This window comes from Microbispora siamensis (genome assembly GCF_016863095.1).
In the GTDB taxonomy this organism is placed as follows: Bacteria; Actinomycetota; Actinomycetes; order Streptosporangiales; family Streptosporangiaceae; genus Microbispora; species Microbispora siamensis.
The window spans coordinates 137,641-158,103 of record NZ_BOOF01000006.1; the positions used below are offsets into that span (position 1 = coordinate 137,641).

21 protein-coding genes are annotated in these 20,463 nt (G+C 70.1%); 12 read left to right on the forward strand and 9 right to left on the reverse strand.

Annotated features, from left to right (window positions below):
• Window positions 1–69: 69 nt before the first annotated feature.
• Window positions 70–1,809: a maltose alpha-D-glucosyltransferase gene (gene treS / locus Msi02_RS09150; protein ID WP_204047927.1), complete on the forward strand. Its 1,740-nt coding sequence runs from the start codon at window positions 70–72 to the stop codon at window positions 1,807–1,809.
• Window positions 1,810–1,833: 24 nt separating this feature from the next.
• On the opposite strand, the gene Msi02_RS09155 is transcribed toward treS, so the two are convergent.
• Genes Msi02_RS09155 through Msi02_RS09165 form a run of 3 tightly spaced genes read right to left on the reverse strand, consistent with a single transcriptional unit; the run spans window position 1,834 to window position 5,400 of the window.
• On the reverse strand, window positions 1,834–4,107 hold the full coding sequence (locus tag Msi02_RS09155) for an FtsX-like permease family protein (RefSeq protein ID WP_239108250.1): 2,274 nt from the start codon (window positions 4,105–4,107) through the stop codon (window positions 1,834–1,836).
• Between the two features lie 40 nt (window positions 4,108–4,147).
• Complete coding sequence (locus tag Msi02_RS09160; protein WP_079317113.1) at window positions 4,148–4,897, reverse strand: ABC transporter ATP-binding protein; 750 nt, start codon at window positions 4,895–4,897, stop codon at window positions 4,148–4,150.
• Window positions 4,894–5,400, reverse strand: a complete 507-nt coding sequence (locus Msi02_RS09165) for a PadR family transcriptional regulator (protein WP_079317111.1) — start codon at window positions 5,398–5,400, stop codon at window positions 4,894–4,896. The genes Msi02_RS09160 and Msi02_RS09165 overlap by 4 nt, the downstream gene beginning before the upstream one ends.
• Window positions 5,401–5,535: 135 nt before the next feature.
• Here Msi02_RS09165 and Msi02_RS09170 point away from each other — a divergent pair, with 135 nt between their 5' ends.
• The 6 genes from Msi02_RS09170 (at window position 5,536) to Msi02_RS09195 (ending at window position 11,814) form a co-directional block, all read left to right on the forward strand.
• Window positions 5,536–6,798: an ABC transporter substrate-binding protein gene (locus Msi02_RS09170; RefSeq protein WP_204047928.1), complete on the forward strand. Its 1,263-nt coding sequence runs from the start codon at window positions 5,536–5,538 to the stop codon at window positions 6,796–6,798.
• A 2-nt stretch (window positions 6,799–6,800) separates the two neighbouring features.
• Window positions 6,801–8,126, forward strand: a complete 1,326-nt coding sequence (locus Msi02_RS09175; RefSeq protein ID WP_204047929.1) for an ABC transporter substrate-binding protein — start codon at window positions 6,801–6,803, stop codon at window positions 8,124–8,126.
• 309 nt (window positions 8,127–8,435) lie between these two features.
• Window positions 8,436–9,686, forward strand: a complete 1,251-nt coding sequence (locus Msi02_RS09180) for an ABC transporter permease (protein ID WP_204048002.1) — start codon at window positions 8,436–8,438, stop codon at window positions 9,684–9,686.
• Complete coding sequence (locus tag Msi02_RS09185) at window positions 9,683–10,570, forward strand: carbohydrate ABC transporter permease (RefSeq protein WP_204047930.1); 888 nt, start codon at window positions 9,683–9,685, stop codon at window positions 10,568–10,570. The genes Msi02_RS09180 and Msi02_RS09185 overlap by 4 nt, the downstream gene beginning before the upstream one ends.
• A 182-nt stretch (window positions 10,571–10,752) precedes the next feature.
• Complete coding sequence (locus Msi02_RS09190) at window positions 10,753–11,433, forward strand: uracil-DNA glycosylase (protein ID WP_079317103.1); 681 nt, start codon at window positions 10,753–10,755, stop codon at window positions 11,431–11,433.
• Between the two features lie 24 nt (window positions 11,434–11,457).
• A complete protein-coding gene (locus Msi02_RS09195; RefSeq protein ID WP_204047931.1) occupies window positions 11,458–11,814 on the forward strand; it encodes a hypothetical protein in 357 nt (118 codons plus the stop codon).
• Between the two features lie 91 nt (window positions 11,815–11,905).
• On the opposite strand, the gene Msi02_RS09200 is transcribed toward Msi02_RS09195, so the two are convergent.
• Window positions 11,906–12,775, reverse strand: a complete 870-nt coding sequence (locus tag Msi02_RS09200) for a polysaccharide deacetylase family protein (RefSeq protein ID WP_204047932.1) — start codon at window positions 12,773–12,775, stop codon at window positions 11,906–11,908.
• Between the two features lie 58 nt (window positions 12,776–12,833).
• Here Msi02_RS09200 and Msi02_RS09205 point away from each other — a divergent pair, with 58 nt between their 5' ends.
• Window positions 12,834–13,199 carry a MerR family transcriptional regulator gene (locus Msi02_RS09205; protein WP_204047933.1) on the forward strand — a complete coding sequence of 122 codons (366 nt, stop codon included), beginning with the start codon at window positions 12,834–12,836 and terminating at the stop codon, window positions 13,197–13,199.
• Window positions 13,200–13,304: 105 nt separating this feature from the next.
• Here Msi02_RS09205 and Msi02_RS09210 read toward each other — a convergent pair whose 3' ends face one another.
• Window positions 13,305–14,750 (reverse strand): MFS transporter, encoded by a 1,446-nt coding sequence (locus Msi02_RS09210; RefSeq protein ID WP_204047934.1) that lies wholly within the window; start codon window positions 14,748–14,750, stop codon window positions 13,305–13,307.
• 115 nt (window positions 14,751–14,865) lie between these two features.
• On the opposite strand from Msi02_RS09210, the gene Msi02_RS09215 reads away from it, so the two are divergent.
• On the forward strand, window positions 14,866–15,519 hold the full coding sequence (locus tag Msi02_RS09215) for a TetR/AcrR family transcriptional regulator (RefSeq protein WP_204047935.1): 654 nt from the start codon (window positions 14,866–14,868) through the stop codon (window positions 15,517–15,519).
• 131 nt (window positions 15,520–15,650) lie between these two features.
• Here Msi02_RS09215 and Msi02_RS09220 read toward each other — a convergent pair whose 3' ends face one another.
• Window positions 15,651–15,830 carry a ribbon-helix-helix domain-containing protein gene (locus Msi02_RS09220; RefSeq protein WP_193206764.1) on the reverse strand — a complete coding sequence of 60 codons (180 nt, stop codon included), beginning with the start codon at window positions 15,828–15,830 and terminating at the stop codon, window positions 15,651–15,653.
• 141 nt (window positions 15,831–15,971) lie between these two features.
• Here Msi02_RS09220 and Msi02_RS09225 point away from each other — a divergent pair, with 141 nt between their 5' ends.
• Together Msi02_RS09225 and Msi02_RS09230 are read left to right on the forward strand one after the other, a co-directional pair.
• Window positions 15,972–16,316, forward strand: coding sequence for a VOC family protein (locus tag Msi02_RS09225; protein ID WP_204047936.1), 345 nt, complete (start codon window positions 15,972–15,974; stop codon window positions 16,314–16,316).
• 51 nt (window positions 16,317–16,367) lie between these two features.
• A complete protein-coding gene (locus Msi02_RS09230; protein ID WP_204047937.1) occupies window positions 16,368–17,987 on the forward strand; it encodes an MDR family MFS transporter in 1,620 nt (539 codons plus the stop codon).
• Between the two features lie 795 nt (window positions 17,988–18,782).
• On the opposite strand, the gene Msi02_RS09235 is transcribed toward Msi02_RS09230, so the two are convergent.
• Complete coding sequence (locus Msi02_RS09235; RefSeq protein ID WP_204047938.1) at window positions 18,783–19,037, reverse strand: hypothetical protein; 255 nt, start codon at window positions 19,035–19,037, stop codon at window positions 18,783–18,785.
• Between the two features lie 47 nt (window positions 19,038–19,084).
• Here Msi02_RS09235 and Msi02_RS09240 point away from each other — a divergent pair, with 47 nt between their 5' ends.
• On the forward strand, window positions 19,085–19,309 hold the full coding sequence (locus tag Msi02_RS09240) for a hypothetical protein (RefSeq protein WP_204047939.1): 225 nt from the start codon (window positions 19,085–19,087) through the stop codon (window positions 19,307–19,309).
• A gap of 73 nt (window positions 19,310–19,382) precedes the next feature.
• Here the strand turns inward: Msi02_RS09240 and Msi02_RS09245 are convergent, their stop codons facing one another.
• Together Msi02_RS09245 and Msi02_RS09250 are read right to left on the reverse strand one after the other, a co-directional pair.
• A complete protein-coding gene (locus Msi02_RS09245; protein ID WP_204047940.1) occupies window positions 19,383–19,925 on the reverse strand; it encodes an MOSC domain-containing protein in 543 nt (180 codons plus the stop codon).
• Window positions 19,922–20,458, reverse strand: coding sequence for a TetR/AcrR family transcriptional regulator (locus tag Msi02_RS09250; protein WP_239108251.1), 537 nt, complete (start codon window positions 20,456–20,458; stop codon window positions 19,922–19,924). The genes Msi02_RS09245 and Msi02_RS09250 overlap by 4 nt, the downstream gene beginning before the upstream one ends.
• Between the last annotated feature and the right edge of the window lie 5 nt (window positions 20,459–20,463).

A 20,463-nucleotide genomic window follows, 5' to 3' on the forward strand; every position in this document is an offset into this window, starting at 1 on the left:
CGTGGCGAGAGCTTCAAAGCTCGGGTGTGACCTGACAACACGCTCCTTCTTTCCTCAAGCGAGAACCAGATGAACGCTGCTGCGCCCTGCCCTGACCCGGTTCCCGGGTCGTTCGGCGCCTCCACCGGCGATCTCCCGGAGATCACCGACTTCACCTCGCAAGACCCCCGCTGGTACAAGCGCGCGGTCTTCTACGAGGTACTGGTCCGCGGCTTCAAGGATTCCAACGGCGACGGCACCGGCGACCTGCGCGGGCTGATCGAGAAGCTCGACTACCTCCAGTGGCTCGGGGTCGACTGCCTCTGGCTGCTGCCGCTCTACGAGTCCCCGCTCAGGGACGGCGGCTACGACATCTCCGACTACCTCAAGATCCTTCCGGAGTTCGGCGACCTCGGCGACTTCGTGAAGCTGATCGAGGCCGCGCACGAGCGCGGCCTGCGGGTCATCACCGACCTGGTCATGAACCACACCAGCGACCAGCACCCGTGGTTCCAGGCGTCCCGCACCGACCCGGACGGCCCGTACGGAGACTTCTACGTCTGGTCGGACGACCCCGACAAGTACTCCGGCGTCCCCATCGTCTTCGTGGGCTCCGAGGAGTCGAACTGGACGTACGACCCGGTGCGCAAGCAGTACTACTGGCACCGGTTCTTCCACCACCAGCCCGACCTGAACTACGACAACCCGGCCGTCCAGGAAGCGATGATGGAGGTCATCCGCTTCTGGCTCGACCTCGGTGTGGACGGGTTCCGGCTGGACGCGGTGCCCTACCTGTTCGAGCGCGAGGGCACCTCCTGCGCCGGGCTGCCCGAGACGCACGACTACCTCAAGAAGATCAGGGCCGAGGTGGACCGGCTCTACCCCGACCGGGTGCTGCTCGCCGAGGCCAACGGCTGGCCCGAGGACGTGGTCGAGTACTTCGGCGACCCCACCGTGGGCGGCGACGAGTGCCACATGGCCTTCCACTTCCCGCTGATGCCGCGCATCTTCATGGCCGTGCGCCGGCAGAGCCGCGAGCCGATCTCCGAGATCATGTCGCGCACCCCCAAGCTGCCGGAAAGCGCCCAGTGGGGCATCTTCCTCCGCAACCACGACGAGCTGACGCTCGAGACCGTGACAGAGGAGGAGCGCGACTACATGCACGCGGAGTACGCCAAGGACCCGCGCATGCGCGCCTACCTCGGCATCCGGCGGCGCCTGGCCCCCCTGCTGGAGAACGACAGGGACCAGATCGAGCTGTTCACCGCGCTGCTGCTCAGCATGCCGGGCTCGCCGGTCATGTACTACGGCGACGAGATCGGCATGGGCGACAACATCTGGCTGGAGGACCGCGACTCGGTCCGCACGCCGATGCAGTGGACCCCGGACCGCAACGCCGGGTTCTCCGACGCCGACCCCGGCCGGCTCTACCTGCCCGTGGTCATGGACCCGGTGTACGGCTACCAGTCGGTCAACGTCGAGGCGCAGACCAAGAGCGAGTCGTCGCTGCTGCACTTCACCCGGCGGATGCTGCAGATCAGGCGGGAGCACCCGATCTTCGGCACCGGCAGCTACAACGAGCTGTGGTCGCCGAACCCGAGCGTGCTGGCCTTCCTGCGGGAGGAGGGCGACGACGTGGTCCTGTGCGTCAACAACCTCTCGCGCTTCGCCCAGCCGGTCGAGCTCGACCTGCGGCGCTTCGCCGGGGTCACCCCGGTCGAGTGCCGCGGCGGGGTCTCCTTCCCGACGGTCGGCGACCTGCCCTACCTGCTCACGCTGCCGGGCTACGGCTTCTACTGGCTGTCCCTGCGCAGGTCCCCGGACGCCTGAGAGGGCGTCTGAGGGGGCCGCGCCTCAGCGGGCGGTGACGGGCACCTGCGCCCGCGCCGCCCGCCTGGCGGGGATCAGCGCCACCAGCAACGCCGCGCCGACCGCGATCAGGAGGGTCGCGGCGAGCATGCCGGGCGTCGGGGCGCGGCCGATGCCGGCGCCGACACCGCTGCCCCGGCCCTCCAGGTCGATCAGCCAGCGCGACCAGGACGCCCCCGCCGCGGCCCCCAGCACGACCCCCACCGCGGCGGGCAGGCCGGTGGCGGTGACCAGCGTGGCCATCACCTGGCGAGGGGTCAGCCCCATGGCCTTGAGCACGGCCAGGTCGAAGACGTGGTCGCGCAGCCCGAGCGCGCTGGCCGTCAGCAGGCTGGCCAGCCCGATCAGGGCCAGCACGGCGACCAGCGCGACGATGATCACGCGGATGACCGAGAGCCGGTCGGCCGGGTTCACGGCCTGGGCCACCTCCAGCCCCTGCCCCTGCAGGCGGGCGCGCACCTGGGCCGGGTCGGCGCCGGGCCGCAGCACCAGGGCGTAGAACTGGGGCGGCAGCGCGTCCTTGGCCGCCAGGCTGTCCACCCCGAACGACAGCACCTCGCCGTCCTGCTCGGGCTCCACCACCCGGCCCACGATGCGCACGATCAGCGGGGTGCCCCCGATCGTCATGCGGACCCGGTCGCCGATCCGTACGCCGAGGAGGTCGAGCAGGCCCTGCCCGGCGACCGCCTCGCCCTGGTCGGCGAACATCCGGCCCTCCACGACCGGGAAGGGGTACGGGTCGGAGGACAGGCCGAGGGCCCTGGTCCGCACGGTCCTCGTCTGCCAGGGGACGAGCGCGTCGAGTTCGGCGCCCGGGTAGGCCGCGACCACGTCCTGGTCGGCCATCGCGCGCTGGCGCGCCTCCTCGGCGGTCAGCTCGCCGGGCCGCACCGTCAGGGCCGCGGCCTGGCCCACGCTCTCCGGGTGGCGGATGAAGTCGTCCAGGGTCGTCCAGCAGCCGAGCCCGATCGTGATCATCATCATGGGGATGGCGACCCCGCACACCGTGAGCGCGGCGGGCGTCCTGCGGGTGAAGGCGTCCCTGGCGCCGAGGACGAGCGCGGGCGGCAGCCGTACGAGCAGGGCGACCCGGGCCAGCCGCGACAGGTGCCCGCGCGGCGGCGCCGCCGGGGCGGCCGGGATCGGCGGGGTGCGCCCGCCGCGCCAGGCCGGGACCAGCACGGCGACCAGCACAGTCAGCGAGGTCCCCACGATGATCGCGGCGAGCGGTCCGGCCGACAGCGGCACGACGACCGTCTCCCCCATCGCGTACGCCGTGATCAGCCGGGCGAGGACCGCACCGATGGCGATGCCGAGCAATCCGAGCGTGCCGTGCTCGGCGACGAGCATCCGGACCACCTGCCCCCGGGTGAACCCGAGCGACTTGAGCGTGGCGATGTCGCGCAACTGCATCAGCACCCGGCCTCCGGCGGCGTTGGCGAGCGCCAGCGCGGCGGCGATCAGGCCCGCGCCGCCGAACAGCGCGAGCAGCAGGCCGAGCAGCCGGTTGTCCAGCTCCATCGAGGCCCGCACCTCGCGCCAGGTCGTCACCCGCTGCACCTGGTTGCGCAGCGTGAAGACGGCCCTCTGGACGACGAGATCGGTGCCGGCGGGATCGGCCAGCCGCAGCCCGGTCACGGTCTCGGTGCGGCCGGGCGCGGGCTCGACCACGTTCAGCGTCTGCGCGAGCGTCCAGGCCAGGCCAGGGGTCCACTCCGGATAGAACCCCTGGTCACCGCTTTCCGCCAGCCCGGCGACGGTCAGCGTGTGGGTCGCGCCGTTCAGTCCTGTGACGGTGAACGAACCGCCCGGCCGCAGGCCGAGAGCGCGGGCGAACGACCGTTCGACGACCACGCCGTTCGGGGTGCGCACGTCGAGCCAGCGGCCCTCGCGCAGGAGCGGGCGGGCCACGGCGGGGAAGGCCGCCGGCGTCTCCTGCAGGGTGATCGGCACCCGCCGGCCGCGGGTCACCAGCGTGGCGGGCGCGCTGCGGTAGGGCCCGGCGACGTCGGTCACGCCGTTCAGGCGGCGCAGCGCGGACACGTCGGGGACGTCCTTGCTGTGGATCCAGATGTGCGCGCTGTTGCTGCGCTCGAACAGGCCGCGCCAGGGGTTGGTGCCGTCCTCCAGCAGCGTGGCCGCGATGATCAGGGCGGTGACGATCCCCGCCACCGCGAGGACCGTCAGCGCGGCCTGGCCCCGGCGTGCCCGCAGGTCCGCGCGGATCCACCGCAGCTCCGCGGTCCTCGTCGTGATCAAGCCGCCCCCTCGTGCCGGTCCCGTGCGCCCCCGGACGATCTCAACTGCGCAGCTCCACGACGTCTCCCGCCGCTCCCAGGGGGCGCCGGCGCGACTTCGGGATCGCCCCGTCGTCGACGATCTGGCCGTCCAGCAGGCTGACGACGCGGTCGGCCATGCTCGCCACCCGGGCGTCGTGGGTGACCAGCACGATCGTCTGGCCCTGCCCGTGCACCTTGCCGAGCAGGCGCAGCACGTCGCGGGTGTTGCGGCTGTCGAGGTTGCCGGTCGGCTCGTCGGCCAGCAGCAGCCGGGGCTGGTTCGCGAGCGCGCGGGCCAGCGCGACCCGCTGCTGCTCGCCCCCGCTGAGCTGCGCGGGCGACGCCTCGGCGCGGTCGGCCAGGCCGAGCTCGCCGAGGAGGTACTCGCGCCGTTCCCTGGCCTGCCGGGGCGAGACGCCGCCCAGCAGGGCGGGAAGCTCGACGTTGTCGGCCACGGTCATGTTGGCGACCAGGTTGAAGAACTGGAAGACGAAGCCGATCTTCTCCCGGCGGAGCACCGCCCATCCGCTCTCGGAGAGCGTGTCGGCTCGCCTGCCGTCCAGCCAGATCTCGCCGCTGGTGCGCGTGTCCAGGCCGCCGAGCATGTGGACGAGGGTGGACTTGCCCGACCCGGACGGGCCCATGACGGCGACGAACTCCCCCGCCTCGACGGTCAGGTCGACCCCGCGTACGGCGGGCACGGGCAGCCCGCCGGTCTGGTAGATCTTCACCAGGTTGACGGCCCGTACGACGGGAGCGTCGGCGGTCATGGCAGGTCCTCCTGGCAGCGTTCGAGCCAGTCGAGGTCGGCCTGCAGGTGGAGCATGGCTCCCTCGATGAGCAGCAGCGCGACGCGGTTGGCCGGGTCGGTGCGCTCGGCCAGCTCGCGGAGGTCTCTCATGAGCGCAAGGTAGTGCCGTCGCTGCCGGTTCACCAAGGCCATGCGGTCGGACAGCCCGGTCATCGGAGCCAGCACGAGCTTCATGAAGAACTCGTCACGCACCCGGGGGCCCTCGGTGGGCTCCTCGACCCAGGTCTCCAGCGCCTCCCGGCCGGTGGCGGTGATGTAGTAGACCTTCTTGTTCGGCCGGTTGGCCTGCTCGACGTCGACCGACCGGACGTACCCGTCCTTCTCCAGCCGGCCCAGGGTCACGTAGATCTGGCCGATGTTCGGTGACGGATAGGCGTCGCCGAAGATCGTTTCGAGTGCCTGTTTCAGCTCGTATCCGTGGGCAGGTTCCTTCGCAAGGAGCGCCAGCAGCGACTGCCGCACGCGCCCACCCCCAAGCCGTATCGAGCAGTTATCGGAGCGTTACGGGCTGATCCGTTGACGCTCACATTATCGCTATGCATAACATGCATGCACCTACCTAACACGTATGTAACCCGCTTTTCATACGGAGGCCACATGGTTCGCCGAGCCGTCGCCGTTCTGGCCACCTTCCTGGTGGCCGGGTGCGCGGGGCTCGCCGACACCGGCGCCGAGTCCGCCGTGGGCAGCGACGGCACCGGGCCGATCACACTGGCGATCGGCAGGGACACCACCGCGTACCTCCGCCCACTGCTGGACCGGTGGAACCAGGCGCACCCGGACGAGCCGGTGTCGCTGCTCGAACTGCCCGAGGCGGCCGACGAGCAGCGCGCCCAGATGGTGGCCAACCTGCAGGCGCACAACGACGTCTACGACGTGCTCGCGCTCGACGTGATATGGACGGCGGAGTTCGCCGACGCCGGCTGGATCGCGCCGCTCGACCGCAGCCTGTTCCCCCTGGACAAGCTGCTCAAGGGCGTCGCGGACACCGCCATCTACCGCGACAAACTGTGGGCCGCGCCGTACACCAGCAACGCGGGCCTGCTCTACTACCGGTCGGACATCCTGAAGAAGGAGCACCTGAAGCCGCCCAAGACCTGGGCGGAGCTACGCGAGCAGGCCTCCCGCCTGAGCGCGAAGTATCACATCGGAGGATATGCCGGGCAGTTCCTGCCGTACGAGGGGCTGACCGTCAACTTCGCCGAGGCCGTCCAGTCGGCGGGCGGGTCGATCCTCAGTCCGGACGCCCGCACGGTCACGATGGACCTCGGCAGCGCGCGGGCCGCGCTCGACTTCCTGGTCGGCGGCGTCAAGGAGGGGTGGATCCCCCGCGAGGCGCTGACGTACAAGGAGGAGGAGTCCCGGCTCGCCTTCCAGGAGGGGCGGCTGCTGTTCGCCCGCAACTGGCCGCACGCGTACGGACCGGCCGCCCATTCGAAACTGGCCGGGAAGTTCTCGGTGACCCGGCTGCCCGGCCTGAACGGGCCGGGGTCCAGCTCGCTGGGCGGCTACAACCTGGCGATCAGCGCCTTCTCGAAGCGGCAGAAGTCGGCGCTCGACTTCATCCGCTACTTCACCGGCAGGGACAACGAGCGGCTCGTGCTCACCGAGGGCTCGTTCCCCCCGGTGTGGGCGGACCTGTACGACGACCCCGAGCTCATCGAGCGGTTCCCCTACCTGCCCGCGCTCAAGGAGGCGATCGTCTCGGCCCGGCCCAGGCCGGTCACCGCCGACTACAACCAGATCAGCCTGCTGATCTCCAGCGCCGTCTCCAGCGCGCTCACTCTTGCCAAACCCGTAGACGAGACCGTCGCCGACCTGAAACAGGGGCTCGGCGAGGTCATCCAGTTCGGAGGATAGATATGCGGAAACTCCCCCCCGTCATGGTCGCGTGCCTCGCTCTCGCCGCCGCCGCCGCGTGCGGCAGCGACTCCGGCAGCACGCCCGCGGCCTCGGGCAGCGCCTCGGCCGCCGGAGGCGCCGCCAAGCCCCTGGAGGGCGTGAAGGTCGAGGTCGCCGCGAAGTGGACCGGCGACGAGCAGGCCAACTTCGAGAAGGTGCTCAAGGCGTTCGAGGAGAAGACCGGCGCCAAGGTCACCTACGCCTCCACCGGTGAGGACACCGGCGCCTACCTCGGCCCCCGCATCCAGGGCGGCAACCCTCCGGACGTCGCGATCCTGCCGCAGCCGGGCCTGGTGCAGCAGTACGCCGACGAGAACGCCCTCAAGCCGCTGTCCGCCGAGGTGCAGGCGCAGATCGACCAGAACTACACCCCGTACTGGAAGGAGCTCGGCTCCGCCAAGGGCCAGGTGTACGGCGTGCTCGTCAAGGCGGCGCACAAGTCGCTCGTCTGGTACCGCCAGTCGGCCTACGACGACGCCGGCGCCCAGCCCGCGTCGACCTGGGACGACCTGATCAAGAACGCGCAGACGCTGTCCGACTCCGGCGTCTCGCCGTTCGCGCTGTGCGCCGCCTCCGGCTGGACGCTGACCGACCTGTTCGAGAACGTCTACCTCTCCACGGCGGGCCCGGAGAACTACGACAAGCTCTCCAAGCACGAGATCCCGTGGACCGACGCCTCGGTCAAGACCGCCCTGGAGAAGCTGGCGCAGATCTTCGGCAAGAAGGAGTTCATGCTCGGCGGCTCGTCCGGCGCGCTGCAGACCGACTTCCCGACCTGCGTCACCCAGGTGTACGCCCAGAAGAAGGCCGCGATGGTCATCGAGGCCGACTTCGTCGCCGCCTCCCTGGGCCAGTCGGGCGCCAAGGTCGGCGAGGAAGCCAAGATCATGCCGTTCCCGAAGGCGGGCGACACCGCTCCGGTCATCCTCGGCGGCGACGTCGCGGTGGTGATGAAGGACAACAAGGGCGCGCAGGCGCTGGTGGAGTACCTGGCGTCCAAGGAGGGCGGCGAGGTCTGGGCCAAGCAGCCCGGCTACCTGTCCCCCAACCGCAACGTCTCCCCCGACAACTACCCCGACGACCTGACCAAGCAGCTCGCCCAGACGATCATCTCGGCCGGTGAGTCCGTGCGGTACGACATGTCCGACCTCGCGCCCAGCGCCTTCGGCGGCACCGACGGCAAGGGCGAGTGGAAGGACCTGCAGGACTTCCTCCGCGACCCCTCCGACGTGAAGGGCACGCAGGAGAAGCTCGAGGCGGACGCCGCCAAGGCCTTCAAGAAGTAAAGGAAGACGGCCGTGACCGAACGGTTGGACGGCCCGCAGGCCGCCGGCGGCGGAGACTCCGCCGCCGGGGCCTCCTCCGGCCCGAGCGAACCCCCCGCAGAACCTTCCTCCGAATCCCCCCAGCCGGGAGCGGCCCTCTCCGGCTCCGGCGCCGACACCCCGGCCGCCTCGGACTCCCTGACCGCTTCCGAGGAGCCACCGGCGGGCCCGGCGGCGGGGTACGCGACGGCGGCCCCGCCCGGCGCGGTCGCCACGGCGGGCGCGGCGAAGGCGCCCGTGCGTCTCGGCCCGCCGCCGAGACTGGCGGTGATGTTCCTGCTGCCGGCGCTGCTGCTGCTCGCCGCGTGGGTGATCTATCCGATCGTCTACTCGATCTGGCGCAGCCTGTACGACGCGGCCGGCGACCGCTTCGTCGGACTGGGCAACTACCTCTCGATCTTCACCGACTCCTCGACGCTCACCACGATCAGGAACAACATCATCTGGGTCGTGGTGGCCCCGATCATCGTCACCGCGCTCGGCCTGATCTTCGCGGTGCTCACCGAGCGCATCCGCTGGGCCACGGCGTTCAAGCTGGTGCTGTTCATGCCGATGGCCGTCTCCCTGCTCGCCGCCGGGGTCATCTTCCGCCTGGTGTACGAGCAGGACCCGGACAAGGGCGTGGCCAACGCCATCATCACGACCGTCCACGACGCCTTCTCCTCCAGCGCGGGCTATCCCGGCGCACGGCCACGGGAGAACGACCAGGCGCCCGCGGTCGTGCAGGGCGGCGCGGTGGTGACGAAGCAGCAGGTGCAGGCGGGCACGCCGGTGCTGATCCCGCTCGTCGGCCTGAGCCAGGACGTGGTGAAGGACGCCGCGCCCGCGAAGGCCGCCCCCGCTGGCGACGGCCTGAGCGGCACGGTCTGGCTCGACGTCGTCCGCGGCGGCGGAGGCACCCTGAACCAGATCGACCCGCAGGAGAAGGGCCTGGGCGGCATCACCGTCGAGGCGGTCTCCGGCGGCGCGGTCAAGGCGACGACCGAGACGGCCGCCGACGGCACGTTCCGCTTCTCCGGTCTTCCGGCCGGCTCCTACGTCGTACGGCTGCCGCAGTCGAACTTCACGGCGCCGTTCAACGGGCTCACCTGGCTGGGGCCGTCGCTGATCACTCCCGCGATCATCGGCGCGTACATCTGGGTGTGGGCCGGGTTCGCGATGGTGCTGATCGCGGCCGGGTTGTCGGCGATCCCCCGTGACGCCCTGGAGGCGGCCAGGATCGACGGCGCGACCGAGTGGCAGGTGTTCCGCCGGATCACCGTGCCGCTGCTGTCGCCGGTGCTGCTCGTCGTCTTCGTCACCATGATCATCAATGTGCTCAAGGTCTTCGACCTGGTGTTCATCATCGCCCCCGGCTCGGTGCAGCCGCAGGCCAACGTGATCGCACTGGAGATGTGGCGCGTGTCGTTCGGCGGCGGCGGCAACCAGGGCCTGGGCAGCGCGCTTTCGATCTTCCTGCTCGTGCTGGTGGTGCCGTTCATGATCTTCAACATCCGCCGGTTCAGGAGGGACGAGGGATGACCACCCTGGCCGAACCCCGGCACGCGCAGCCGATCGAGCGCGGCCTGTTCTCTCGGGCTGTCGACCGTCTCGGCGGCGGCCTGGTCCAGGTCTTCATGATCCTGGTCGCGCTCTTCTGGCTGATCCCGACTCTCGGGCTGCTCGTCGTCTCGCTGCGCGGCGAGACCGACAACAACTCCTCCGGCTGGTGGACGCTGTTCACCAAACCCGCGCAGCTCACGTTCGACAACTACTCGAACCTGCTCGCGTCGGGCTTCGGCTCGTCGTTCTGGAACACCGTCCTCATCACGGTGCCGGCGACGCTGCTGGTGATCGGCATCGCGGCCATGGCGGCGTACGCGTTCGCCTGGATCGAGTTCCCCGGCAGGGACGCGGTGTTCCTCGTGGTCATCGCCCTGCTGGTCGTCCCGGTGCAGATCGCGCTGATCCCCATCGCCAAGCTGTACGGATTCCTCGGGATCTTCGGCTCGATTCTCGGAGTCGTGCTGTTCCACGTGGCGTTCGGCCTGCCGTTCGCCATCTTCCTGCTGCGCAACTTCTTCGTGGGCATTCCGCGCGAGCTGCTCGAGGCGGCGCGGATGGACGGCGCGCCGGAGTGGCGGATCTTCGCCACCGTGGTGTTCCCGCTGGCCAAGCCCGCGATCGCGTCGCTCGGCATCTTCCAGTTCCTGTGGGTGTGGAACGACCTGCTCGTCGCGCTGGTGTTCGCCGACACCGAGAACCAGCCGATGACGAAGGCACTGCAATCCCAGATGCGGCAGTTCGGCACCAACGTGGACATCCTCGCACCGGGCGCGTTCCTGTCGCTGATCATCCCGCTGGTGCTGTTCTTCGCCTTCCAGCGGTATTTCGTGCAGGGCATGCTCGCGGGCTCGGTCAAGTGACCGGCCGGAGGCCCCGGATCGTCCGGGGCCTCCGGCATCACCGCAGCGACACGGGAAATGTCCCGTGTGTGGCGAGCCGTGCCGGAAGGGCGTCGGATGCCCGCTTCACGGGGGTAAGCGGGCATCCGATCTTTCCGCCGCCGGGCCGTACGGGGACCGAAAAGCCGATAGAGTGCGCGGACATGTCAGGACGTCCGTTGCACGAACTCGTGGAAGCCGGGTGGGCCGAGGCCCTCGCACCCGTGGCCGGGCGGATCGCCGCCATGGGCGACTTCCTCAGGCAGGAGATCGCGGAAGGCCGCCAGTACCTCCCGGCGGGGGACAACGTCCTCCGCGCGTTCCGGCAGCCGCTGAGCGAGGTCCGGGTGCTGATCGTCGGCCAGGATCCCTACCCCACCCCCGGGCACCCCGTCGGGCTGAGCTTCTCCGTGGCCCCCGACGTACGGCCGCTTCCGGGCAGCCTGGTCAACATCTTCAAGGAGTACATGGCCGACCTCGGCCACCCCACGCCGCCCTCGAACGGCGACCTCACCCCGTGGACCGAGCAGGGCGTGCTCCTGCTCAACAGGGTGCTGACGGTGATGCCGGGCAAGCCCGCCTCCCACCGGGGCAAGGGCTGGGAAGAGGTGACCGAGCAGGCCATCAAGGCGCTGGTCGAGCGGGGCGGGCCGCTGGTGGCGATCCTGTGGGGCCGCGACGCCCGCAACCTGCGGCCCATGCTGGGGGACGTGCCGTGCATCGAGTCGGCCCACCCCAGCCCGCTGTCGGCGCGCAGCGGATTCTTCGGCTCCCGTCCGTTCAGCCGGGCCAACGCCCTGCTGGAGCAGCAGGGCGGGGCGCCGGTCGAGTGGAAACTGCCGTGACGGCTTGCCGATAGGATCACCACCATGAGCGATGGAACGGACACCGGTCGCTACCTGCGGCTCACCGTCGACCTGGTGGTCGAGGTCCTCGATGTCGACGCGCTGCAGGCGGCGGCGCTCGCCGAGATCCGCGACCCCCAGGCCGAGCTGGACGACGCCGAGCGGCAGGAGCAGATCGAGCTGGTCAACTCCGACGAGACGGGCGCGGCGGCCCTGCAGTGGCTGATCGAGCCCGACCACGTGCTCGGCCTGGTCGAGCACGTCGCCGAGGTCGAGCCGCGGGAGGCGATGCTCGGCGTGGAGCCGTCAGAGGGCGTCCTGGAGGACGAGGACGAACACGACCACGATCACGATCACGACGAGCCGGGCCACATCCACTGAGACCGGTCCACGAGAGGGCGCCCGGCCGGCCGTCGGCCGGACCGGCGCGTCCCTGCCGAGCCCCTCACGCGGGGCGGCCGCCCGTGCGCTGTTAGACCGCCCGCTGTTGGACCGTGCGCTGGTAGTGCGCGGCGATCTCGTCGCTGGTGGTGAGCCAGACGTCGGGCTGCGCGGCGAGGAAGGCCAGCGCCTGATCGAGATACTTGGCCCGGAACGCCTGGCCGATGACGAAGGGGTGCAGGGCCAGCGCCATGACCCTGCCGCTGTGTGCGGCGTCGGCGTGCAACTGCTCGTACTGGTCCCTGACGATCTGGACGAACTCCGGCCCCGTGACGCCCCTGTCGAACAGGAGCAGGTCGTTGAGCTCGACCGAGTAAGGGACGCTGATCATCCCGGGGACGTTCAACGGGTAGGGCTGGTCGTCGTTGGTCCAGTCCAGCACGTAGCCGAATCCCAGCTCGGCGAGCAGGGCCGGCGTGTTGAAGGTCTCGGTCAGGCCGGGGCCCATCCAACCACGCGGCCGCCGGCCGGTGGCCTCGGCGACGGTGCCGGCCATCTCCGTGAGGAGACGGCGTTCCTCCTCCAGGGACAAGCCGGCGTGCAGGATCGAGTTGGTCCGGCCGTGCAGGAGCCAGGCCCAGTCGCGGTCGAGGCCGGCCTTGATGATCTGCGGGTAGTGCTCGGCGACGGCGGAGTTGAGCAGGACGCTGGCCCTGATGCCGTGCCGGTCCAGGATGTCGGCGACCCGCCAGATGCCGACCCTGGCCCCGTAATCGCGCCAGCCGTAGTTGAGGGCGTCAGGGACGAGGTCGGCCGTACCGGCCCAGATGCTGGTGGACGGGCGGTCGACCAGGAAGTGCTCGACGTTGAGGCCGATGTAGACGGCGACCCTGGCGCCGCCGGGCCAGCTGATCGCCGGGCGTTCGGTGATCGGGCTGTAGTCGAAGAGCGTGTTCTCCATGCCCCCGACGGTAGAAGCTAACATTGATGTCAAGTTCAAGTCCGCAGGGGGTGACGTGATGCGCATCGGCGAGCTGGCGCGGCGCACCGGAGTGAGCGAGCGGTCGTTGCGCTACTACGAGCAGCAGGGGCTGCTGGTGGCCGAGCGTACGCCCGGTGGCCAGCGGGAGTTTCCCGAGCAGGCGGTCGACCGCGTCATCCGGATCCAGGAGCTGTTCGCGGCGGGCCTGCACAGCAAGAAGATCGCGCAGTTGCTGCCCTGCATGCGCGACGCCGACGGCGGCCCCTCCGCGATCGCCACCCCTCGGCTGGTCGCCGACCTGGTCGCGGAGCGGGAGCGCATCGACCGCATGATCACGGAGCTGGTCAACTCGCGTGGCGTCCTCGACGACGTGATCAACGCGGCGTCACAGGACCGCGGGTAGGCAACCCCTGGCAAGGCGACGTAGGCGACCGCGAGCAGGCAACCCGCCGGCAGGCGACGGCGGGTGGGCGCCCTAGACCCCCAGGCCTCGCCGCAACCCGTCTCGTCATGACTCGGCTTCCGTGTGCTTCCTGCTGCGTTCCCCGATGACGCGGTGCGCGAACAACACTCCACAGAGGACGATGACGGCGAACGTTCCGTACAACCACTGTGCGGAATGACCGATCTCGGTCGCGTTTCCGCCGACTCCGGTCAGATTGGTGACCGTTCCGGCCAGAGCCGCGCCCAGCGACGTGGCCACCAACTGGACGGTCGTGATGGACGAGGCGGCGGTGTTCTTCTCCTGCGGGGTCTCACCGACGGTCATGGCGGCCGCGCTCATGTGCGGCCACGCGATGCCTACTCCGCTGCCCGCGACGAACAGCAGCACCGCCCATAGGAGGACCGTCACGAGCGAGGCCGACGGCCACGACATCACCGCCATGCCGGTCAGTCCGACGGCGCTGACCACCGGTCCGATACCGACGAGCAGCCGTGCCTTGTCCGTCCACGCGGCGCTGGCCATCGAGCCCACCGTCCAGCCCGCCGCGATCGCCGCCCCGAGGAAACCCGCCGCCAGAGGGGCGGCGCCACCCAACTCCTGGCCGTAGAACGGCACGAAGATCTCGGTGGTGCTGGCGACGACCAACACCGCGAGCGTCGCGTACAACAGTCGCAGCGGCGAACCGGGCGTGAAGGCCGTCGGGGGCAGCAGCCGCCGCGAGCGGGTCCGCTCGCGATGAATGAACAGCCCGAGCAGCAGCGCGGCGGCGACGAGTCCGCCGAAGTTGACCAAAGCCTGGCGGGACAGGCTCGTCACGCTCACAGCCAGCACCGCGGCGGCGACGAGCGCGAGGTTCCCGTACGCCACCGGCGCTGTTTCGTTGCCCGCCCGGGCACCCGGCATCGTCGACCGAAGCAGCAGGGCCACCGCGATGGCGAAGGGCACGAGGAGCAGGAAGGCGATCCGCCACTGCCCCCACTGGGCGAAGGCGCCGCCGAGCGCGGGGCCGACGAGCGTGCCGACGCCCCACATCGCGGACAGGATCCCGGCCGCACGAGTCCACAGCGGAGCAGGCAGCGTCGCGCTGATCATGGCGTAGGACAGGCCGACCAGCAGCCCGCCGCCGACGCCTTGCACGGTGCGGCCGACGAGCAGCACGGCCATGTCGGGAGCCGCCGCGCACGCGAACGTGCCGAGGGCGAACGCGGCAAACGCGAGCCGGTAGGAGTTGCGCGGACCGAACGAGGCGAGGCACTTCGGCACCAACGCGGACATCACCACGGAGGCGAACATGAACAACGTCGTGTTCCACGCGTAGAAGCGGAGACCGCCGAGGTCTGCCACTACCGACGGCAGCATCGCGGTGACCAGGTAGATGTTGATCGCGTGCAGGGCGGTGCCGCCCGCGAGCACGGTCGTCACCGCCAGGTGCGGTGGTCTCAGCAGCGTCGTCCAGTTGCCCAGGTCGCGGGCGACAGGGGATTGCGCGTCTTCTCGGATTTCCGTCATCGGAGGCTTGCTCATCCTCAGGGATAGTTCCATTACTTTACGGATCGTATTGTAAGTAGCCCATGGATCTCCAGGGGACTGAAACCACAAGTCACGCGCCCGTATGCTTTCCGGCATGGCATCGCGCGAGCGCCCTGCAACCGGTCGGCCCAGGGATCCGGCGATCGACCGGGCCGTCCTCGAGGCGACCCTCGAGGTGTTGAGGGAGAGCGGCTATTCGGGCTTCAGCCTGGAAGCGGTCGCCACCAGGGCCGGCACGACCAAACCGTCCATACTGCGACGCTGGCCGAAGCGGCAGCAGCTCATCATCTGCGCGCTGGTCACCGTGCTGGTCACGCCGCCAGTGCCGGACACCGGCTGCACCAGGTGTGATCTCATCGTCAGTCTCGAGTCGCTGGCCGACGCGTTGCTGCGGCGGGTGCCGCCGGGTGTGCTCGCCCCCCTGATGGCCGACTGCTCGGCCGATCCCGGGCTTCGGCAGCACCTGACGTCGACGCTCATCCAGCCTGCCCGCGACGCGGTGGCCGCGACGGTGGCGCGCGCGATCGACCGCGGGCATTTGCGGCCCGGCCTCGATGCCGACCTCGTCGTCGACATGCTGGCGTCCGTGGTGTTCCAGGGCAACATGTTCGGCGATTCCCGATTCCCCGTCGAGCTCGCCGCCCACGTCGTCGACGTACTCCTGCAAGGCGTCGCGGTCGACTTCGACGAACTTCTCGCGATCAGCCGCGCTACGCCGAAGTCGCACCGGCACTGTGACGACACCTGACGAACCCCGCTGCCCGCGACCTCTGGAGTGCGGAGCTCACCGGACGACTCCGTTCCCGCCCAAGCCGTCCTCGGTCGTGAGCTCGACGTCGTAGTCCAGAGCCTGCGAGAACTCGGCCGCCTTCGATGCCGTCAGCCGTCATGCCCGCTTTCCCTTCGAGATTCCTTCTCGGGGGCGGTGAGATACGCGCGCAACGCCTCGGCCACCAGGGCTGAGAGCGACAGCTCGTTCTCGATGGCGTGGTGCTTGACCTGCCGGATGAGGTCCACCGGCAGGTAGACGTTGAATTGCTTGACTTCCGGGTTGCCCATGCTAGCAGACTAGCATGCTAGCATCATGCCTCAGCCGGCCGAGCATCGCGTCTGCTCCTTCTCTTCGGGTTAGCTTGCTAGGATGCTAGCATCGCTGCGCCCACGGGGAGCGACGGCAACCATCCGGAAAGGAGTCGTGACATGGCGACCGAGGGGTTCGAGGCGGTTTTCGTGGAGACCCACAACTGGGGGAAGACCGCGAAGTTCTTCCAGGCACTGGGTTTCGAGCTGGAGATCTCCAACGGCGAGGGCTCCGGTGTGTTCCGCAACGGCGAGGGGCCTTATCTCGTCGTCGTTGAGGTTCCCGAGGACCGAGAGCCCGGGCTGCAAGTCGCGCTAAAGGTGGTTGATGCGGACCGGCTCCGTCCCGACCCGATCGTCGAGGTGGTCACCCCGTTCGAGGACACCCACTACGGGACCCGGGAGATGACCGTCCGTGATCCCGACGGGCGGCTGTGGAGCCTTCAGGCCCCCACCAAGAGCTGACATCTGCCTGTCGTCCGGCCGGCGATTCGAGAATCACGCGGAGAGATACCAATGAGCAGATGGCGGGGCAACCCTTGGGTGGTGCTGCTGACCCTCAGTCTGGGATTCTTCATGACGCTGCTGGACATCACGGTCGTCAATGTCGCGATCCCCAGCATGATCGACAAGCTGCACGCGTCGCTCGACGAGATGCTGTGGGTGATCAATGTCTACATCCTCGTCCTCGCCGCGTTGCTGATCACCTCCGGGCGACTGGGCGATGTACGCGGGCCACGCACCATGTTCATCGGGGGCGTCGCGCTGTTCACGGTGGCGTCCGTGCTCTGCGGCCTGTCGCAGGATCCGGCCCAGCTCATCACCGCCCGCGTTGTGCAGGGGCTGGGCGCCGCGGCGCTGGCGCCGCAGACGATGACGATCATCATCGGCACGTTCCCGGCCGAGCGCCGGGGCGCGGCGCTCGGCGTCTGGGGCGCGGTCGCGGGCGTGGCCACGATCGCCGGGCCCACACTCGGCGGGTTTCTCGTCAGCGCGACCGACTGGCGCTGGATCTTCTTCCTGAACGTCCCGATCGGCGCGGTCGTGCTCGCGATGGCCGTCGTGCTCGTGCCTGACGTCCGGCACGGCGGCCGCCGCAAGCTGGACATGCCAGGCGTCGTGCTCGCCACGGCGACGCTGTTCTGCCTGACCTTCGCGCTCACCGAGGGTGAGCGGTATGACTGGAGCGCCGGAATCTGGGCGTTGCTGGGCGGGGCCGCGCTGTTGCTGGCGGCGTTCTTGGCCTACCAGCGCAGCCGGCAGGGCGACGAACCGTTGCTGCCCTTCGTGCTCTTCCGTGACCGCAGCTACGCGGTCATGAGTTTCGTGTCCGCGACCGTCCAGGTCGGGATGATCGGCCTGTTCCTGCCGGTGATGATCTACCTGCAGTCGGTGCTGCACTTCAGCGCGTTCAAGGCCGGTCTGGTGATGGCGCCGGCGATGGTGGTATCGGCGCTCCTGTCGCCGGTCGCGGGCCGGATGTCGGACCGGATCGGCGGCACGTGGATCCTGATGACCGGCCTGATCCTGTTCGCGGCCGGCATGGCCTGGCTCACCTGGGTCACCGATGTCCGCCGCGCGTGGTGGGAGTTCCAGCCCGCCCTGATCGTAGCCGGGTTCGGCATCGGCTGTGTGTTCGGCCCGATGGTCACGGTCGCGATGCACAACGTGGAGCCCAGGCTGGCCGGGGCCGCCTCCGGGGTGCTGAACACGATCCGGCAGATCGGTACGATCTGCGGCAGCGCCGCGGTCGGCGCGGTGCTGCAGAGCCGCCTCGCCGCCTCACTCCACACCGAGGCGGCCAAGCAGGCAGCCGACCTTCCGGCGAGCGTCCGCGACCAGTTCGTGGCCGGCTTCGCCGAGGCCGGGAAGGGCGGCATGGAAGTCGGCGCCGGGCAGACCGGCGCGGCGCTGAAACTGCCGCCGGGAACGCCGGCGAGCCTCGCCCAGCACATTCACCAGACGGCGGAGTCGGTGTTCGAGCACGGGTTCGTCCAGGCGATGCGGCCGGCCCTGGCACTGCCCATCGCCGTGATCGCGGTCGGCGCCGTCTCGTGCATGCTGGTGCGACGACGCCGACCAGCCGGCCACCAGCCCGGCGTTCCGGACGCCGTCGACATCGGCTCATCTGCGTGAACCGAGATCCGGTGGGCAGGCCGCGAGCCCCGCGGCCTGCCCTTTTGCTGTCGCCGCGGGGTAATCGCCGAGCCCGAGGGCCTGGAAGCAGCCCTGGCTGAAGAACCGCACGACCGTGTGGCCATCTGCTCGGGTGGTCGGCCACGGTCACCCGGGCGAACCCCTTCTCCTCCACCAGTTCGGCGAGCGCCTGGCGGATCAGCCCGCGGGTCCGCTCCGCCTGCCGGCTCTGCGACATCTGCCCCCCTCTGTTGCACGCCGCGACAGTCCCGCGCGGGAGGCCCCCGCGGTTACTTCTTCGCGGCAGGAGGCGACGGCAGGCCACGGCCGACCGTGGTGATCTCGGGAGGGGGCGACCGGCACGGTGAGGAGTTGTACTTCCTCGCCGGGGTGCCCGCCGCTCTCGCGCGCGGGCTCAACGTCCTGCTGTTCCACGGCCCGGGCCAGCGGGGGTTCCTCCACCACCATCCCGATCAGGTCTTCCGCGCGGACGCCGAGGTGCCCTTCGGGGCCGTCGTCGACTACGTCCGCGCGCGGCCCGGGGTCAGGGCCGACCGCGTCGCGCTGTACGGCCTGAGCTTCGGCGGGTACCTCGCTCCGCGCGGCCGCCCACGACGACCGGATCGCCGCCCTCGTGGTGAACGCGCCGATCCTCGATTTCCACGAAGGGATCATGGACGCCCTGACCTCCGCACTGCCCGTCCCGCCGCCGCCGGACGCTCCGGGGGAGTTCTGGAACGCGGTGTATCAGAGGGTGTCCGCACTGGACTGGGCGCTGTAGGCGACCATGGACAACTACATGATGTGGACCACGGGGGCCGCGTCCTTCGCCGAGTTCCTGGAGATCAGCCGCGCCTTCGCGCTGGGCGACCTGGTCGGGAGGATCCGCGTGCCCACTCTCACGCTGTCGGCGGACGGCGAGAGCGCCGTCCAGCGCGCCCAGGCCCGGGCGTTCCACGAGCGGGTGAACGTGCCCCGCAAGGAGTTCCGGCGCCTGACGGTCGCGGATGGGGCCGACAGCCACTGCGGGCTCGGCAACGTCGCCCTCACCTCGGCGTTCGTGTACGACTGGCTCGCCGGTGTGCTCGAGACTAGACGTGGTCGTCTTCCCTGTCGGAGTCACCGCCGAGACCGCTCACGGTCATCGAGCCCAGCAGGGCGAGCACCCGTCGGCCCGTCTGGGCGTTCCGGTGGTGCCGATCCCCAGCACCAAGCGGGTCATGTGGCGCGAACAGAACGTGTCCGCCCTCGACGGCGTCCTGTCCGCCGAGGATCTGGCGGCTCTGGACGCGCTGGGCGGGCGGGGTCGTCGGCGCCCGTGACCAGACGATCCGCCCGGCCGCCAAGTCGCGATTAAGCGGCTCCAGGTCGGCGAGGGAGTCCGCACCTAACCGCTCATACCGGCCGGAGAGGCTGGTGGGGCCCGGCCGGCGGCTCGACCCGTATCGGGTCCCCGGGCCGGACCTCGCCGCCCGCGACGACGATGCCCATGACCCCGGCCTTGCGCACCAGGTTGCCCTCCTCGTCCCGGTCCAGCACGGCCTTCATCAGCCCGTGCTGGAAACCGTCGAGTTGCACGCAGGGGTTGCGCAGGCCGGTCACCTCGACGACGGCCGTCTCACCGAGGTGCAGCAGGGTCCCGGTGGGCAACGCGAGCAGATCCACGCCCCTGGTGGTGACGTTCTCCCCCATGTCCCCCTCCCGTACGGCGAAGCCCGCCTCGCGCAGTTCGTCGTGCAGCTCCGCGTGGACCAGGTGCACCTGGCGCAGGTTCGGCTGACTGGGATCGCGGGCGACCCGCGACCGGTGCTTCACGGTCACCCCGGCGTGCGCGTCCCCCTCGACGCCCAGGCCGGCCAGCAGCCGGATCGACTCCAGCGGGGTCTTGCTGAAGGTGTGGGTGGCGCTGCGGCTCACCGCCGTCACTCTGCTCGTCATGTCTTCTCCTCCTGGGCCTGTGACTCCATTCCGCGCACGAGAGCGAGGAGGCGGTCAAGCAGATATTCGTCACACGGGGCCTGCTCACTGACCCACGCGATCGCGTTGACCAGCGTGAGGAGATCGGCGATCTCGATGTCGCCGGGCACCGCGCCGTCCCGTTGCGCACGTTCGAGCAGGGCGGCGCCGGTGGCCCGGATCCGCTCGTGGCACGCCGCGAGCGCCGCGTCCGCGTCCGGCGCGGGCGGTACGGCCATCCGGGCGGCCACCAGGCCGCGCATCACGGTCGCGTGCTCGGCCACGGCCCGCAGCCAGGTGCGCAGTGCCTCCGCCGGCGACACGTGGTCGAGCAGGTCACGTCCCTTCTCGCACAGCGCCGCCACGTCGTCCCCGATGATCGCCACGAGCAGGGCTCCGAGGGTGGGGAAATGGCGATACAACGTGCCCGGGCCCACCCCCGCGCTCTGCGCGATCTTGTTGAGCGACGCCTGGGCTCCATGCTCGGCGAAGGCGGCCCTGGCGGCGCGGAGCACACGTT